We start from the raw sequence: 16,680 nt of genomic DNA on the forward strand, positions 1-16,680 counted from the left end.
AAAATCTAAATTAGTCATTAATTTTTGATTTTCTTATTTCCTGCATACACACCGTGTATCCATGAGTTACAGACTAACTTTGCATCAAAAAATATCAACGAGAACTTAATTTTTATCTAAAAAAATATGAGCCAGACCAAACTTTCCTCAAGTTAGTGATCGAGATCTTATAAATAAAATGAACTTACACCGAATAGAATCAATTCATTACAAAACAAACACTTAAAATCAAACTTACTCAAATAACCTTGAAGCTGATCGCATAGATCAACGCTCCACCCATCATTAAAGTCATAGTTTGAGCAGAGTCACTCTATTTTTCAATACATATCTATTCGAAGAAATGCTTACTATATTTCGAGCATAAAAAAAGACGCTAAACCTTACGGTTTAACGTCTTTTATCTATTTTATGTTTTTTTATGAGTGAATCACGAGATTAAATCGACCAAATCTTGCTCAGTTTTTACTTCAATCCCCAACTCAACCGCTTTTGCCAATTTAGAACCCGCGGCTGCCCCAGCGAAAAGAACGTCTGTTTTCTTCGAGACACTGCCCGTTACCTTAGCACCTAATTGCTGTAGCGCTTCTTTTGCCTCACTTCTCGAAAGCTGAGAAAGAGAGCCAGTCAATACCACGACTTTACCGTCAAGTGGTTTTGGTTGGGCATTATCAGAAGCTGAAAGGTCAGGCCAATGAACGCCTTGCCCAATAAGATCGGTCGTAATTTGTACATTTTTATCTTGAGCAAAAAAGGTAATGATATGGGCAGCCACAATTTCTCCAATGTCATCCACTTCAAGCAACTGCTCATGCGTCGCCTCTTGAATAGCCTCTAAAGTCAAAAAGTGTTGCGCTAAATTACTTGCGGTTGCTTCACCTACTTCCCTTATACCTAGAGAATAGATAAACCGAGCTAATGTCGTCTCTTTCGCTTTATTGAGTGCCGACACAATATTCTGTGCTGATTTAGGCCCCATTCGGTCGAGTACCGTTAGAACACCAGCAGACAATTTAAATAGGTCAGCCGGTGTTGCTACCATTTCTCTATCAACCAGTTGTTCAATCACTTTGACGCCCAAACCATCAACATCGAGTGCTTTACGTGAAACAAAATGTTTAAACGCTTCTTTTCGTTGTGCTTGGCAAACTAGGCCCCCGCTACAACGGGCAACCGCTTCACCTTCTATACGCTCTATCTCAGACTGACATACGGGACAATGCGTTGGAAAGGTAATTTCTCGGCACGATTCGTTTCTGCGCTCTAAAACAACCGCCGCTATTTGTGGAATCACGTCGCCTGCTCGGCGAATAATGACGGTATCACCTATTTTTACGCCTAAGCGTTCTATTTCATCAGCGTTATGAAGAGTGGCATTACTGACAGTGACACCACCTACAAATACAGGTTCAAGCTTAGCAACAGGAGTAATCGCGCCTGTGCGTCCTACTTGAAATTCAACATCATTGAGCGTGGTTAGCTCTTCTTGAGCGGGAAATTTATAAGCTATGGCCCAACGTGGCGCTCTTGCGACGAAGCCTAGCGTTTCTTGTTGCTCTATATCATCAACCTTAATCACAACGCCATCAATTTCGTATTCCAGTTCGTCTCTACGCTGCATGATGTCTTGATAGTATGCCTTTACCTCATCCAAAGAGTTGACTTGCTTTGTAGCGCCACACATTGGCAACCCCCAGTTTTTCAACTGCAAGAAGCGGTTATAGTGGCTGTTAGACAACTCTCCGCCTTCTACTATGCCAACGCTATAAGCGTAAAAACTCAGTGGCCGCATTGCTGCAATTTTTGAATCCAATTGACGAAGGCTGCCTGCCGCCGCATTTCTAGGGTTAACGAATACCTTGTCGCCTTTACGTAACGCTTCTTGATTCAGTTTTTCAAACCCAGCTTTAGGCATAAATACTTCGCCACGGACTTCAATACGATCAGGCCAGCCCTCACCTTGTAACTTTAAAGGGATTGCATTAATGGTGCGAGCATTTTCCGTCACATTCTCACCTGTCGCGCCATCACCTCGAGTCGCGGCTTGAACTAATACGCCGTTTTCATACAGTAAGCTGATTGCTAAACCATCTAATTTAGGCTCACAACAGTACTGTTCAACACATGAACCAATTAGTCGATCGTTAAGTCGCTTATTGAAACTGTCTAAGTCGGCATCATCAAACGCATTATCTAAAGACAACATGGCCATTTCATGGGTCACTTGTTCAAAACCGTCAAGTGGCTTTCCACCGACTCTTTGACTAGGGGAATCAACCGTCATTAATTCTGGATGTTTTTCTTCTAATGCAAGTAACTCCCTCATTAACCTGTCATATTCTGCATCAGGTAATTCTGGCGCATCTTCTACATAGTATTTAACAGCGTGGTAATGAAGGGTGTTTCTTAATTCGGTTAGTTTGTCATTGATTGAGTCAGACATAGTATTCTCTAAACTGGTCATTTTGTTATGAGTAACAACAATAAAAAAGGCCCCCTACTAGGAGCCTCTCTATTCATAAACTGATAGGTTCATTTTAGCATTAAGCAGGCAATGCAGTCTTAAATTCTTGAATTTGGCGTCGGTAGGCCGACAAGCGATCAGGCGTCATTAGGTTTCTCGCATCATCAAGAACGTTTCCACCAAGATCATCGGCAATTTGCTGAGCCGTTCTAAGCAGTAAATTAAAGTTTTGTTCAGCATCACCGCAACAAGGTAAAGTCATGAAAAATGAAATCCCTTTGGTCGAGAACTCTGCCGGATCTGAGTGTTTTAACGTACCCGGTTGCATCATGTTTGCCACACTAAACAGTACTTTACTGTTTGATGTAGAGTCTACGTGGTAATGGAAAATATCCATTTCACCATAGCGTAGGTCGTTCTTCTCCATGCTGTTAAATAGTTTAGTTCCAACAAATGGTACTTCTCCCGCACAGTGGACATTGAGAACGATGACTTGCATTTCCGGCTCAGGATTTGGTGCAGTTGCAGTTGCAGCGATTGTTTCTTTTGTTTCGTTCTCTTCGCCGTTCATCTCAGCAACGGGGGTCGTTACATCGTTGTCCAATTGGTTTGAAAATAGAGATTCATTTTCATCCGTCTCTCTCATCGCATGAAAAGATGGAATAACCTCACTTTCTTTCGAATCCAATTCGATTGAAGGTTCTAGGTCAGGATCATAATCGTCAGCCAAAGGATCGGAATCAATTAACGGATCCGCTTTCATCTCACTTTGAAAGCTAGGGGTTTTACGCTCTTTACGGATAATGTCAAAGTCATCTTCCGGCGCAAAACCACGCTCAGGGGTTGGATCTTTTTCTTGATTATCTGTATTCAACTTTCCGAGCGGCTTATCACCAAACTTGGCTTTCCCTTCCTTCTTACTTGTCCATAGACCATGAAACAGTAACGCTGCTATCGCTAGAGCGCCGACAATAATAAGTACGAATCGCAATTCCTGCATGCTTAACTCTCAATAACTTGATGATAAAAATAGTGACCGAACAGCCTTGAGCTTGTTCGCATCAAGGGAAAAACGGGAATACTTCTGCTACTCTACCAAAACTCCCCACTAATTTAGAACAACTTAATGCAATAAGTTCAACCTATATTATAAATTTGAGCTCTTTTCTTATTAACCAAGTTAAGTAGAATGAAGCTTATAACATTATGTGGATACCTGATTGAATGGACTCGAATACTTCTTCACGCTCTGGATTTGGCTACTTCTTTTACGGCATTGAACTTGCCATGACACCGGGCATTCGTCGATTTGTACTTCTCCCACTGTTGGCTAATGTCTTGTTAGTCGGTGGGGCTCTCTTTTATCTGTTCTCCAATATGGACTCTTGGATTAGCCAATGGATGGGTCAGCTTCCTGAATTTTTATCTTGGCTGAGTTACCTACTTTGGCCTCTTATTGTCATCACTATATTGGCTACCTTTTCTTATTTTTTTAGCACCTTAGCGAATTTCATAGCCGCTCCATTTAATGGATTGCTGGCAGAAAAGGTAGAAGAGTACCTCATTGGCGCCCCAATCAATGATGATGGGTTCTCTGCTTTGATAAAAGATTTACCTCGTATCTTTGCTAGAGAGTGGCGTAAGTTACTCTATATATTTCCTAAAGCCGTCGGGCTGTTTATCTTGCTACTCATTCCAGCGTTAGGGCAAACCGTAGGACCATTCTTATGGTTTATTTTTACGGCCTGGATGCTTTCGGTTCAATATTGTGATTATCCCTTTGATAATCATAAGGTGGAATTCAATAAGATGCGTTACAGTTTGAAACAAAATCAAACTAAGACATACAGCTTTGGTTCTCTTGTGGCGATATTTACGACCATTCCAATTTTAAACCTGGTTGTTATGCCCATTGCGGTGTGTGGCGCAACAGCCATGTGGGTTTCGGAATACAAGGAACAAAACCCATAAACATTTAAGCACCAGCAAATACCTCTTTTTACTGGTGCTAATTTTGAATAACCTACTTTGCTTCTATATGTTATAACTTTTTAATCCTTTTCCGTTTTTTGCTTAGCGCATATTCTTCTAAACGTATTCACAAAACGTGTAATGAAGGGACATCGACATGAGCAAGATCTACGAAGACAATTCACAAACTATTGGTAACACTCCACTTGTACGCCTTAATAAAGTAAGTAACGGTAAAGTTCTTGCGAAAGTTGAGGCTCGCAACCCTAGCTTTAGCGTTAAGTGCCGTATCGGTGCGAACATGATTTGGGAAGCTGAGAAAGCGGGAACATTAAAAGAAGGCGTTGAGCTTGTAGAGCCAACCAGTGGTAATACCGGTATTGCTCTAGCATTCGTAGCAGCAGCTCGTGGATATAAGCTAACGTTAACTATGCCTGAATCAATGAGCCTTGAGCGCCGCAAGCTTCTTAAAGCACTAGGTGCTAAGCTAGAGCTCACTGAAGCAGCTAAAGGCATGAAAGGCGCAATCGCAAAAGCAGAAGAAATCGTTGCATCTGATCCAAGCAAGTACTTACTACTTCAACAGTTCAACAACCCTGCGAACCCACAAATTCACGAAAAGACAACGGGCCCAGAGATTTGGGAAGCGACAGACGGTCAAATTGATGTATTCGTTGCAGGTGTAGGTACTGGAGGTACTATCACAGGTACTAGCCGCTTTATTAAAGGCGAAAAAGGCAAAGCGATTACCTCTGTTGCTGTTGAACCTGCGGAATCTCCAGTTATCGCTCAAGTGCTAGCCGGTGAAGAAGTCAAACCCGCTCCACACAAAATCCAAGGTATTGGCGCAGGCTTTATTCCTGAAAACCTAGATTTAGAGCTTTTAGATCGCGTTGAAGCGGTTACTTCTGAAGATGCCATTAAAATGGCACAACGCCTAATGGAAGAAGAAGGTATCCTTGCTGGTATCTCTTCTGGCGCTGCTGTTGTTGCGGCAAATCGATTAGCTGAACTGCCTGAATTTGCAGGGAAAACTATTGTAACCGTACTACCAAGTTCAGGTGAGCGCTACCTGAGTACCGCCCTATTTGCAGGTATCTTTGGAGAGAAAGAGAACCAGCAGTAATATGTGGTCAAATCAATTTTTGATATGAAAAAGCCCCTTTTAGGGGCTTTTTTTGTTGATCCCTGCCGCACCTTTGGTACTATCAAGCCTGTTTTATTTTTAGCTTCAAAATAAAGAAGCAATAAACATATTTAGACAGTAATGATTCACTCTGTGGATTGAAATCGTCACTGCATAACTTTAATCTAGTATCAGTTCTGACACGTAAACTGCGTTACTCAGGTAGCACAAACCCGCTGAAAGAGTTAAGCTGAAATTAGGTTAATAAACTAACAAAAAATAAATCAATTGGGGTAATAACATGTACGAGAAGCAAGTAGAAATCACAGCAGAAAACGGCCTTCACACACGTCCAGCAGCACAGTTCGTTAAAGAAGCTAAAGGCTTTGACGCAGACATCACTGTGACTTCTAACGGCAAAAGCGCTAGCGCAAAGAGCCTTTTCAAGCTACAAACTCTTGGCCTTGTTAAAGGTACAAACGTTACGATTTCAGCTGAAGGCCCTCAAGCACAGCAAGCTGTAGACCACCTAGTTGCTCTAATGGACCAACTACACTAATCCGGTCTCCTACTTCTTAAGCCATTTTGTGAAAGCAAAGTGGCTTTATTGGAAATAGGGCAAAATATAAGCTACAACTTATCGTTAGCACTTTTAGCTACACTCTCCCGTTTACAGTTGACCAATTTAAGGTAAGGCTATGATTTCAGGCATCCTAGCATCTCCAGGTATTGCTTTTGGTAAAGCACTACTTCTTCAAGAAGATGAAATTGTCCTAAATACTCATTCGATTTCAGATGACCAAGTCGAAGCTCAAGTTCAATGCTTCTTTGACGCACGTAATAAATCCTCAGCACAGTTAGAAATCGTCAAGCAAAAAGCGCTTGAAACGTTCGGTGAAGAGAAAGAAGCGATCTTTGAAGGTCACATCATGCTTCTTGAAGATGAAGAGCTAGAGGAAGAAATCCTAGCACTCATCAAAAAAGAAAAAATGCACGCTGATAACGCGATTCACACCGTTATTGAAGAGCAAGCATGCGCTCTAGAATCTCTAGACGACGAATACCTAAAAGAACGTGCAACAGATATCCGTGATATCGGTACACGTTTTGTTAAAAATGCACTAGGCATCAACATCGTTTCACTAAGTGACATCGATGAGCAAGTGATCCTAGTTGCCTACGACCTAACCCCATCAGAAACAGCACAAATCAACCTAGACTACGTTCTTGGTTTTGCTTGTGATATCGGCGGTCGTACTTCGCACACTTCAATCATGGCACGTTCACTTGAGCTTCCAGCTATCGTGGGTACTAACGATATCACTAAGCAAGTGAAGAACGGCGACATGCTTGTGCTAGATGCGATGAATAACCAAATCATCATCAACCCTTCTGACGCTGAGCTAGAAGCAGCTAAAAAAATCAAAGCTGATTTTGAGGCAGAAGCGGCTGAGCTAGCAAAACTTAAAGACCTACATGCTGAAACCCTAGACGGACACCGTGTAGAAGTTTGTGGCAACATCGGTACAGTAAAAGACTGTGATGGTATTTTACGTAACGGTGGTGAAGGTGTTGGTCTGTACCGTACTGAGTTCCTATTTATGGACCGTACCGCGCTTCCTACTGAAGAAGAGCAATACGTTGCTTACAAAGAAGTAGCAGAAGCAATGAACGGCGAGTCAGTGATCATCCGTACTATGGATATCGGTGGCGATAAAGATCTTCCATACATGGACCTACCACAAGAGATGAACCCGTTCCTTGGCTGGCGTGCAGTACGTATCAGCTTGGATCGTCGTGAAATCCTACGTGACCAATTACGCGGTATTCTACGTGCATCGGCACACGGAAAACTTCGTATCATGTTCCCAATGATCATCTCTGTTGAAGAGATTCGTGAGCTTAAGAAAGCAATCGAAGAGTATAAAGTTGAGCTTCGTGCTGAAGGCCTAGCATTTGACGAGAACATCGAAATCGGTGTTATGGTTGAAACGCCAGCAGCAGCCGCGATTGCACACCACCTAGCTAAAGAAGTGTCATTCTTCTCTATCGGTACTAACGATTTAACTCAGTACACACTAGCAGTTGACCGTGGTAACGAGATGATTTCTCACCTATACAACCCACTATCTCCAGCGGTTCTACTTGTTATCAAACAAGTCATCGATGCTTCTCACAAAGAAGGCAAATGGACAGGTATGTGTGGTGAGCTAGCAGGTGATGAGCGCGCAACACTTCTTCTTCTTGGTATGGGTCTAGATGAGTTCTCAATGAGCGGCATCTCTATCCCTAAAGTTAAGAAAGTGATCCGTAACTCTAACTTCGCAGAAGTTAAAGCGATGGCTACCGAAGCGCTTTCACTAGCAACAGCTGCTGAAATTGAAGCTTGTGTAGACAAGTTCATTGCAGAGAAAACTCAATAATCTGCTAATACCCACTATCATAAGCGACAAAAATAGTTAGACGACTAAAAGTAGTCGTCTATTGTTTATGATTGGTATACTATATTTGACAGAATAAAACTAAACGTTAGGAGCATGACACAATGGGTCTGTTTGACAAACTTAAAAAGCTTGTATCTGATGACAGCGCTGATGCTGGTGCAATCGAAATCATCGCACCACTTTCTGGTGAAATCGTAAATATCGAAGATGTGCCAGATGTGGTTTTCGCTGAGAAAATCGTTGGTGACGGTATCGCGATCAAGCCAGCTGGCGACAAAATGGTAGCTCCTGTAAACGGTACTATCGGTAAGATCTTTGAAACTAACCACGCATTCTCTATCGAGTCTGACGATGGTGTTGAACTATTCGTTCACTTCGGTATCGATACTGTTGAGCTAAAAGGTGAAGGCTTCACTCGCGTAGCTGAAGAAGGTCAATCTGTTAAAGCTGGTGACACAATCATCACTTTCGACCTAGCGCTTCTAGAAGAGAAAGCAAAATCTACACTTACTCCAGTTGTTATCTCTAACATGGACGAAATCAAAGAGCTGAACAAGCTTTCTGGTTCTGTAACTGTTGGTGAGAACCCAGTTCTACGCGTAACTAAGTAATTTAACTTAGCTATTCGAAGAATTAAAAAACGCTGCTCTTAGCAGCGTTTTTTGTATCTAACGTTTACTGTTAACTATCAGAGAGCACACTATTCTTCCCATTACTAGGTTTACTACTTCAATCCAACCGCGTATTTCAGTACTTCACTTTTTAATGCTCCGGACTTATCCGCTATTTTTAGCGCACCATTACGAACAAACTTAATCAGTGGGTTTGTGGACTTAAAACCTTTATAAAACAGATCCATTCCTGTTTGCATCAGTAGATTATCTCTACGCCTCTTGTTCTCATAGCGAGAAAGGTCATCCAGTTTAATCTCGTCTCCTTCCGTCTCATCCAGCAGTGACACGACATCCTTAAAGCCTAAATTAACCCCCTGTCCTGCAAGTGGATTAATGGTATGAGCAGCATCTCCAACTAATATGCATCTGTGTTTTACGTATTGCTGAGCATGTCGACGAGTGAGTGGGAAAGAGCCGCTCTCTAGTACTTTGATGTCACCTAGCTCTTTCGGAAAGTGGGAAAGTATTTCTGTTCTTAACGTCTCATTGTCCATTGCACTCAGTTGGCGGATACGTTTTGGAGCGTCATACCATACAAGTGAACCGTTCTGACCACTTAACGGAAGGAACGACCTAGGACCTGAAGGCATAAATTGCTGCCAAGTAATGTCTTGTTGAGCAAGCGCTGTCTCGACATTAATAAGCATGCAGTGTTGGCGGTAATCCCACGCAGTAACACCAATCCCCGATAATTGCCTGACTTGTGAATTAGCACCATCTGCACCAATGACCCATTCCGCTTCGATCATTTCTCCTGACTCTAATGTCAGTTGATTCGAATTACCAAACTCTATCGCTTTTAATTGCTCTGGGCATCTTAATTCCAAATTTGGGTACTGTGAGAACTCTTGCCACAAACCCAATTGAATCAGTCGATTCTCGACAATGTACCCAAGCTCAGGCAAACCGAGTGAATCTGAATGGAAGCGAGTTCTACACTCAGAGTGCTCCCATGTTTCAAGACGCTTATAAGGGCAAACACGCATTGCAGATGTATGCTTCCATCCCCCTAAGCGCTCTAATAACGAAACCGATGCGTGCGAAATAGCAGAAACGCGAATGTCATGTGTTTGAGCAACGCTGTAACTCTCTGGCTGTCGATTTTCAATCACAACGACATTACGCCCCTGTTTAGCAAAGCCGATGGCAACCGCTGCGCCAACCATACCACCGCCTACTACTGCAATTTCATACTTCTTCATCAGATCGTAACTCAAACTATTCAAGACAATTTATTGTACGTTTTCATTACGATAATGTAAGCCTCTTTATTTGGCTTTCATTCCGCAAAATTTACGCACTTTATCCTCAGCATTAGTTTTGCCTAATCACTGGTCAGTTGGTATTGAAACCAGTACAATACGCCGCTTGCCGAGCCTGAGCGACGTTATAGAGTCGCTGTAGGCAGGAGTAACACTGGGCAATTTGCTCCCTTATTTTAAACTAACGACCGAGCGAACAAAGATGAGTAAGAAACTACTAATTAAAACTTGGGGTTGCCAGATGAACGAATACGATTCATCAAAAATGGCTGACCTAATGAATGCAGCTAATGGCTATGAATTAACAGAAGATCCAGAAGAGGCAGATGTACTTCTACTCAATACCTGCTCTATCCGTGAAAAAGCACAAGAAAAGGTATTCCACCAACTTGGTCGTTGGAAAACACTAAAAGATAAGAAAGAAGGCGTGGTTATCGGGGTCGGTGGCTGCGTAGCAACACAAGAAGGTGATCACATTCGCCAACGAGCGCCATTTGTTGACGTTATTTTTGGCCCTCAAACTCTGCACCGCCTTCCTCAAATGATTGCGTCTTCACTTTCAAATGAAGCGCCGGTTATGGATATCTCTTTCCCTGAAATTGAGAAATTCGATAATCTACCTGAACCAAAAGCTGATGGCGCAACCGCTTTTGTTTCTATTATGGAAGGCTGCTCTAAGTACTGCACCTACTGTGTTGTCCCTTATACGCGTGGTGAAGAAGTTAGCCGCCCGATGGATGACGTACTATTTGAAGTCGCACAACTTGCTGAACAAGGCGTTCGTGAAGTAAACCTTCTAGGCCAAAACGTAAACGCTTATCGTGGCCCTATGCACGATGGTGATATCTGCTCTTTTGCGGATTTATTACGTCTTGTTGCTTCAATCGATGGTATTGATCGAATTCGTTTCACAACAAGCCACCCGCTTGAGTTTACTGACGATATCATTGCCGTTTACGAAGATACGCCTGAACTTGTGAGCTTCTTACACCTACCAGTACAAAGTGGTAGCGACCGCATTCTAACAATGATGAAGCGTCCACATACTGCGATTGAGTACAAATCCATCATTCGCAAGCTACGTAAAGCGCGTCCTGATATTCAAATCAGCTCTGACTTTATCGTTGCTTTCCCTGGTGAAAGTGATAAAGACTTCCAAGACACCATGAAGCTAATTAAAGAAGTTGATTTCGACATGAGCTTTAGCTTTATCTTCTCAGCTCGCCCTGGTACACCTGCTGCTGACTACCCGTGTGATCTCCCTGAGCAAACTAAGAAAGATCGCTTATGGGAACTGCAACAGCAGGTAAATAGCCAAGCAATGCGTTTCTCTCGCCTAATGCTAGGTACTGAGCAGCGTATTTTGGTTGAAGGTCCGTCTAAGAAGAATCTGATGGAACTTCGTGGCCGTACTGAAAATAGCCGTGTTGTAAACTTTGAAGGTTCAGCCGATCTTATTGGCCAATTTGTCGATGTGAAAATCACCGATGTCTTCGCTAACTCACTTCGTGCAGAGCTAATCCGCACGGAAAAAGAGATGGATCTTCGTAGCGTGATTTCTCCAACTCAAATGATGGCACAAACAAAACGTGAAGATGAGTTAGGTGTCGCCACCTTTACCCCATAAGATCCTTATCAGAAAGCTGATATATAAAGCTTGAAATTCTCTCACTAAGTGACCATCTTAGAATGAGAGATATCGCGACTAAAAGCCCGGTCTCAATCGGGCTTTTTGCTATTAGTTTAAAATAGACGCGACTGGTTTAAAATGAGAGGCAACCTTGAGCAATAAAATTGTTACGCTAGAAATTAACTTAGAACCTGCAGACAACCGCCGACTAGCCAGCCTATGTGGCCCTTTCGATGATAATATTAAGCATTTAGAACGCCGCTTGGGCGTGGAAATCAATCATAGAAACAATTTCTTTACCATTGTTGGTAAGCCTCACACAGCTGCGGCTGCTCTTGATATTCTCAAAACACTTTATGTGGATACTACACCTGTACGTGGCAATATCCCAGACATCGAACCTGAGCATATTCACCTGAACGTAAAGCAGTCCGGTATATTGGAGCAGACTGCCGAATCAACCATTGAACATGGCAAAGAAGTTTTTATTAAAACCAAAAAAGGCGTGATAAAGCCCCGTACACCAAACCAAGGCGACTATTTGGTTAACATGGTGACGCACGATATTTGTTTTGGTATTGGCCCTGCTGGTACGGGTAAAACCTATCTTGCTGTAGCCGCTGCGGTTGATGCATTAGAGCGACAAGAAATCCGCAGAATTTTGCTTACTCGTCCTGCGGTAGAAGCGGGCGAGAAGCTCGGTTTCTTACCTGGCGATCTTAGCCAGAAAGTCGACCCATATTTACGCCCGCTTTATGATGCATTGTTTGAAATGCTTGGCTTTGAAAAAGTTGAAAAACTCATCGAACGTAACGTCATTGAAGTAGCGCCACTTGCTTATATGCGTGGCCGCACTCTCAATGATGCATTTATCATTCTCGATGAGAGTCAAAATACGACCGTTGAGCAAATGAAGATGTTCTTAACCCGTATTGGCTTTAATTCTCGTGCAGTGATTACTGGGGATGTAACTCAAATCGATTTACCTCGCGGTGCTCGCTCTGGTCTTCGCCACGCTATTGAAGTACTGAGCGATGTTGATGAAATTAGCTTTAACTTCTTCCTTGCTGATGATGTTGTTCGCCACCCTGTTGTTGCGCGTATTGTTAACGCCTACGAAAAGTGGGAAACGCAAGATCAAAAAGAACGCAAAGAGTATGAGAAGCGTCGACGAGCAGAACGCGAAGCAAGTTTAGCTCAAGTTGATTCAGCAGCAGTACCTCAACCACCTGCGACCATAACTCCGCCGCTGCAAGAGCCAAATAAGTAATGAGTATTGAATTAGACCTTCAATTAGCGGTAAAAGATGAAGCTGGTTTGCCAAGCGAAGCGGATATTCATCTCTGGTTAAGCAAAGCTGTGACAAGCTTTCAATCGAATGCGGAAGTAACTATCCGAATTGTTGATACGGAAGAGAGCCATGAGCTTAACCATCAATACCGCGGAAAAGATAAGCCGACAAATGTGCTTTCTTTCCCTTTTGAAGCGCCACCTGGCGTAGAGCTTGATCTTCTTGGTGACTTAATTATTTGCCGTCAGGTTGTAGAGCAAGAGGCCATCGAGCAGAACAAACCCTTGATGGCACACTGGGCGCATATGGTTGTACATGGTAGCTTGCATCTGCTAGGTTATGATCATATTGACGATGATGAAGCTGACGAAATGGAGTCCTTAGAGACTGAGTTCTTGCAATCAATGGGGTTTAAAGACCCTTACATTGACGAGAAATCTTAGCCAGCCATCGAAATAAGCGATATTATCAGCAATGCTTAATGTATAAGCTGAATAACACCCGAATTAAGGTTGTTAGTCGATGCCTTCATCAATGAACACTAACATGAGAAGGCATCATGTGTGCTACCACACTTTTGGTAGCTTTTTAGATATGAGACATAATGAACGAAGAAAATCCTCCCCCTTCGCCGGAAGGTAAAAAAGAAAAGGCTGAAGGTCCGAGTAAAAAGTCCTTATTAGGACGTATTGGACAACTGTTTCAAGCAGAACCTAAAGACCGCCAAGAACTGGTTGATGTTATTAGAGATTCTGAAGAAAACGACTTAATTGACCATGACACCCGAGACATGCTTGAAGGCGTTATGGAAATATCTGAAATGCGAGTTCGTGACATCATGATCCCTCGCTCACAGATGATGACTGCTGATAAAAGTGACGACCTCGACGCTCTCGTTGCGCTCATCACCAACGCACAACACTCACGCTACCCAGTGATCAGTGAAGATAAAGATCACGTAGAAGGGATATTACTGGCGAAAGATCTACTTAAATACCTCGGTTCTGATAGTGAAGACTTCACCATCGAACAGGTTATTCGCCCAGCGGTTGTTGTCCCTGAAAGTAAACGAGTCGACCGTTTACTGAAAGAGTTCCGTGAAGAACGCTACCACATGGCGATTGTCGTCGATGAATTTGGCGGCGTGTCCGGGCTTGTGACAATCGAAGATATCTTAGAAGAGATTGTCGGTGAAATAGAAGATGAATTTGACGACGAAGAAGAGATTGAGATTCGTAAACTCAGTAAACACACCTTCGCTGTTAAAGCTTTGACGACGATAGAAGAGTTTAACGAAACCTTTCACACCAGCTTTAGCGATGATGAAGTAGATACTGTAGGCGGCCTTGTTATGAGCGCGCTAGGTCATTTACCCTCACGTGGTGAAATCGTGAATATTAATAACTACCTCTTCAAAGTGGCGTCCGCAGACAATCGTAGAGTCCTACAACTGCAAGTGACAGTACCTGATGAAGAGCCTCTTCCTCAACCGCAGGAAGAGTAACGTTATTTTCACTGTCTAAATATACTCTATGCGAGAGCTCTTTTTAATAGAGCTCTCTTATTAAATTTATTCCTTAGGGAAACGGTCTTTACCGAGAATACGAATAGATGACTAATCCAATTATTCATCGCCTATTACGGCCTTTAGGGGCCGTTTTTGTTGGCGCTTCCACCACACTTGCTTTCGCACCTTATCAATTCTGGCCAATGGCTATCATCAGCCCTGCTCTCTTACTGTTACTTATTCAAGGGCAATCAACCAAACAGAGTTTTTTGATTGGCTGGGCTTGGGGAATAGGCCTGTTTGCGACAGGAATCAGCTGGGTTCACATCAGTATCGATGTATTCGGTGGAATGCCGAAAATCGCTGGTCTGTTTTTAATGGCACTGTTGGTCGGCTATCTTGCTCTTTATAGTGGTTTATTTGCTGGGGCTTTAAATCGTTTCTTTCCAGTACAAAGCCGACACAGATTCTTCCTCGCAGCCCCCGCTTTATGGTTAATCACTGATTGGCTTCGAGGCTGGGTTATGACTGGCTTCCCGTGGCTTTGGCTTGGCTACAGTCAAATAGATTCATCGTTAGCAAACTTTGCTCCTATCGGTGGAGTTGAGCTTATAACCCTGCTCATTATTCTCGCTTCCGCGAGTTTGAGCTACGCGGTGCTCACACGCGCATGGGCGCTATTACTGATACCAACGGTTATATTCACCTCAGGGTTTGGTCTTCGAAATATTGATTGGGTTGTTCCTAATCTAGAAAAAACAACGCAAGTTGCGTTAATTCAAGGAAATGTTGATCAAGCAAGCAAATGGTTACCTAGCCAACGTTGGCCAACCATTATGAAGTACGTCGATTACAGCCGAGAGAATTGGGATGCCGATATTATCATTTGGCCAGAAGCAGCCATTCCTGCGTTTGAATTTGAAATCCCGTCATTTTTAAGAAATATCGATGAATCCGCCAAGCAGAATAATAGTGCGATTATCACTGGTGTGGTCAACAAAGGCGATAACAACGACTTTTATAACAGCGTACTAGCTATTGGTGAAACGCCCTATGGCGAATACAGCTATGACCCAACTGAGCGCTACCATAAACATCACTTACTGCCTTTTGGTGAATTCGTTCCATTTGAAGACATACTGAGACCATTAGCACCGTTTTTCAATCTGCCTATGTCTTCATTCAGTCGAGGAGACTTTGTTCAGCCAAACATTGTTGCAAATGGCCGCCACATGGCTCCAGCGCTCTGTTATGAGATTATTTTCAATGAGCAGGTCAGACAAAACATCACCGATGACACCGACTTTATTCTGACTCTTTCTAACGATGCATGGTTTGGCGATTCAATTGGACCTTTACAGCACATGGAAATAGCGAGAATGCGAGCCCGTGAGCTTGGCAAGCCACTAATACGTTCAACCAATAATGGTGTCACCGCAGTAACTGATTACAAAGGTAATATCATTGAACAGGTTGAACAATTTGAAACAGTCGTTCTAAAAGCCACTATGCACTCTACCTCAGGTCAAACTCCATATCGAAATTTTGGTACGTGGCCTCTGTATATTTGGGTTTTAGTCAGTTTAGTTCTGGCAGGAATCACTGCGCGTAAATTGAGCACTCGTAACGAAAGTTAATTCATAAATGGAATATTGAAAATAAGGCACTGACGATACACAGTATTGTCGGTGCCTTGCTATTAAAAACTCAAAGTAAGGCATCGACTAGCTGCATTGAAACACTCGGAGTTTAAAAAACTAAGGTTTTAGAGCCTGACGACTAAATCCTGTATGACCACACTTTGTACATGAAATAACCGTTGTCGGGTGGTTGTACTGCACCTTGTGCCCACACTCATCACACACTAGTATCCCAAGTCCTATCATATCTCCAGCTTGATACAGCCCTTGATGCTCAAGATCTTGAAATAATTCCACCCATTCAACTTTAGTTCGGTCCGTAATATCTAGTAACCCTTGCCAAATCGAATCTGAGATCATTAGTGAAAATGGGCTGCCCTTGCTCTCTTCATAGTTGTCAGCAAACTCCTTAAAATCGTACTTTAGATAAGCAGAGATCAAGGATAATTCATCTTTAGTCATGTCGTTAGCAGCACTGACTACCTTAGCCGACGTTTCAAAAACATGGTTAATTTCTTCAGGGCTACTTTTCAATGTATCGACAACTTCTTCGAACATCTCTTCGTAACCAGCTTTATGTTTTGGCATAACAGACCCCTTCAAGCAGATTGGCTATTGTTGTACTTCGCTCCTTTAGGTATTCTATGTCGATCTACTCGTATCTGTTCTAA

14 protein-coding genes are annotated in these 16,680 nt (G+C 42.8%); 10 read left to right on the forward strand and 4 right to left on the reverse strand.

What is annotated here, in order from left to right; translation table 11 throughout:
- Positions 1 to 430: 430 nt before the first annotated feature.
- Positions 431 to 2,443 (reverse strand): NAD-dependent DNA ligase LigA, encoded by a 2,013-nt coding sequence (gene ligA, locus KP803_RS02865; RefSeq protein WP_248007314.1) that lies wholly within the window; start codon positions 2,441 to 2,443, stop codon positions 431 to 433.
- A gap of 100 nt (positions 2,444 to 2,543) precedes the next feature.
- Positions 2,544 to 3,464 (reverse strand): cell division protein ZipA, encoded by a 921-nt coding sequence (zipA, locus tag KP803_RS02870; RefSeq protein ID WP_248007315.1) that lies wholly within the window; start codon positions 3,462 to 3,464, stop codon positions 2,544 to 2,546.
- Between the two features lie 224 nt (positions 3,465 to 3,688).
- Between zipA and cysZ the strand changes: the two genes are divergently transcribed.
- From cysZ to crr, 5 genes are all read left to right on the forward strand, one after another.
- A complete protein-coding gene (gene cysZ, locus KP803_RS02875; RefSeq protein ID WP_248007316.1) occupies positions 3,689 to 4,435 on the forward strand; it encodes a sulfate transporter CysZ in 747 nt (248 codons plus the stop codon).
- A 157-nt stretch (positions 4,436 to 4,592) separates the two neighbouring features.
- Positions 4,593 to 5,561, forward strand: coding sequence for a cysteine synthase A (gene cysK / locus KP803_RS02880; RefSeq protein ID WP_248007317.1), 969 nt, complete (start codon positions 4,593 to 4,595; stop codon positions 5,559 to 5,561).
- 301 nt (positions 5,562 to 5,862) lie between these two features.
- Entirely contained in the window at positions 5,863 to 6,120 is a 258-nt protein-coding gene (locus tag KP803_RS02885) for an HPr family phosphocarrier protein (protein ID WP_248007318.1), read from the forward strand.
- A gap of 139 nt (positions 6,121 to 6,259) precedes the next feature.
- The gene (gene ptsI, locus KP803_RS02890; protein ID WP_248007319.1) at positions 6,260 to 7,984 is read left to right on the forward strand and encodes a phosphoenolpyruvate-protein phosphotransferase PtsI; all 1,725 of its coding nucleotides are present in this window, start codon (positions 6,260 to 6,262) and stop codon (positions 7,982 to 7,984) included.
- A 122-nt stretch (positions 7,985 to 8,106) separates the two neighbouring features.
- Complete coding sequence (crr, locus tag KP803_RS02895; RefSeq protein ID WP_017034689.1) at positions 8,107 to 8,616, forward strand: PTS glucose transporter subunit IIA; 510 nt, start codon at positions 8,107 to 8,109, stop codon at positions 8,614 to 8,616.
- Positions 8,617 to 8,729: 113 nt separating this feature from the next.
- Here crr and KP803_RS02900 read toward each other — a convergent pair whose 3' ends face one another.
- Positions 8,730 to 9,881: a 2-octaprenyl-3-methyl-6-methoxy-1,4-benzoquinol hydroxylase gene (locus tag KP803_RS02900; protein WP_248007320.1), complete on the reverse strand. Its 1,152-nt coding sequence runs from the start codon at positions 9,879 to 9,881 to the stop codon at positions 8,730 to 8,732.
- 262 nt (positions 9,882 to 10,143) lie between these two features.
- Here KP803_RS02900 and miaB point away from each other — a divergent pair, with 262 nt between their 5' ends.
- The 5 genes from miaB (at position 10,144) to lnt (ending at position 16,006) form a co-directional block, all read left to right on the forward strand.
- Positions 10,144 to 11,568 carry a tRNA (N6-isopentenyl adenosine(37)-C2)-methylthiotransferase MiaB gene (gene miaB / locus KP803_RS02905; protein ID WP_248007321.1) on the forward strand — a complete coding sequence of 475 codons (1,425 nt, stop codon included), beginning with the start codon at positions 10,144 to 10,146 and terminating at the stop codon, positions 11,566 to 11,568.
- A 154-nt stretch (positions 11,569 to 11,722) separates the two neighbouring features.
- The gene (locus tag KP803_RS02910) at positions 11,723 to 12,841 is read left to right on the forward strand and encodes a PhoH family protein (protein WP_248007322.1); all 1,119 of its coding nucleotides are present in this window, start codon (positions 11,723 to 11,725) and stop codon (positions 12,839 to 12,841) included.
- Positions 12,841 to 13,305, forward strand: a complete 465-nt coding sequence (gene ybeY, locus KP803_RS02915) for an rRNA maturation RNase YbeY (protein WP_248007323.1) — start codon at positions 12,841 to 12,843, stop codon at positions 13,303 to 13,305. Before KP803_RS02910 ends, ybeY begins: the two co-directional genes overlap by 1 nt.
- Positions 13,306 to 13,466: 161 nt before the next feature.
- Positions 13,467 to 14,366 (forward strand): CNNM family magnesium/cobalt transport protein CorC, encoded by a 900-nt coding sequence (corC, locus tag KP803_RS02920; protein WP_248007324.1) that lies wholly within the window; start codon positions 13,467 to 13,469, stop codon positions 14,364 to 14,366.
- Between the two features lie 107 nt (positions 14,367 to 14,473).
- Positions 14,474 to 16,006 carry an apolipoprotein N-acyltransferase gene (gene lnt / locus KP803_RS02925; protein WP_248007325.1) on the forward strand — a complete coding sequence of 511 codons (1,533 nt, stop codon included), beginning with the start codon at positions 14,474 to 14,476 and terminating at the stop codon, positions 16,004 to 16,006.
- Between the two features lie 120 nt (positions 16,007 to 16,126).
- On the opposite strand, the gene KP803_RS02930 is transcribed toward lnt, so the two are convergent.
- Complete coding sequence (locus KP803_RS02930) at positions 16,127 to 16,597, reverse strand: zinc ribbon-containing protein (RefSeq protein ID WP_248007326.1); 471 nt, start codon at positions 16,595 to 16,597, stop codon at positions 16,127 to 16,129.
- Positions 16,598 to 16,680: the final 83 nt, after the last annotated feature.

Origin of the sequence: Vibrio amylolyticus, from assembly GCF_023145695.1 — a bacterium.
Lineage (GTDB): Bacteria > Pseudomonadota > Gammaproteobacteria > Enterobacterales > Vibrionaceae > Vibrio > Vibrio amylolyticus.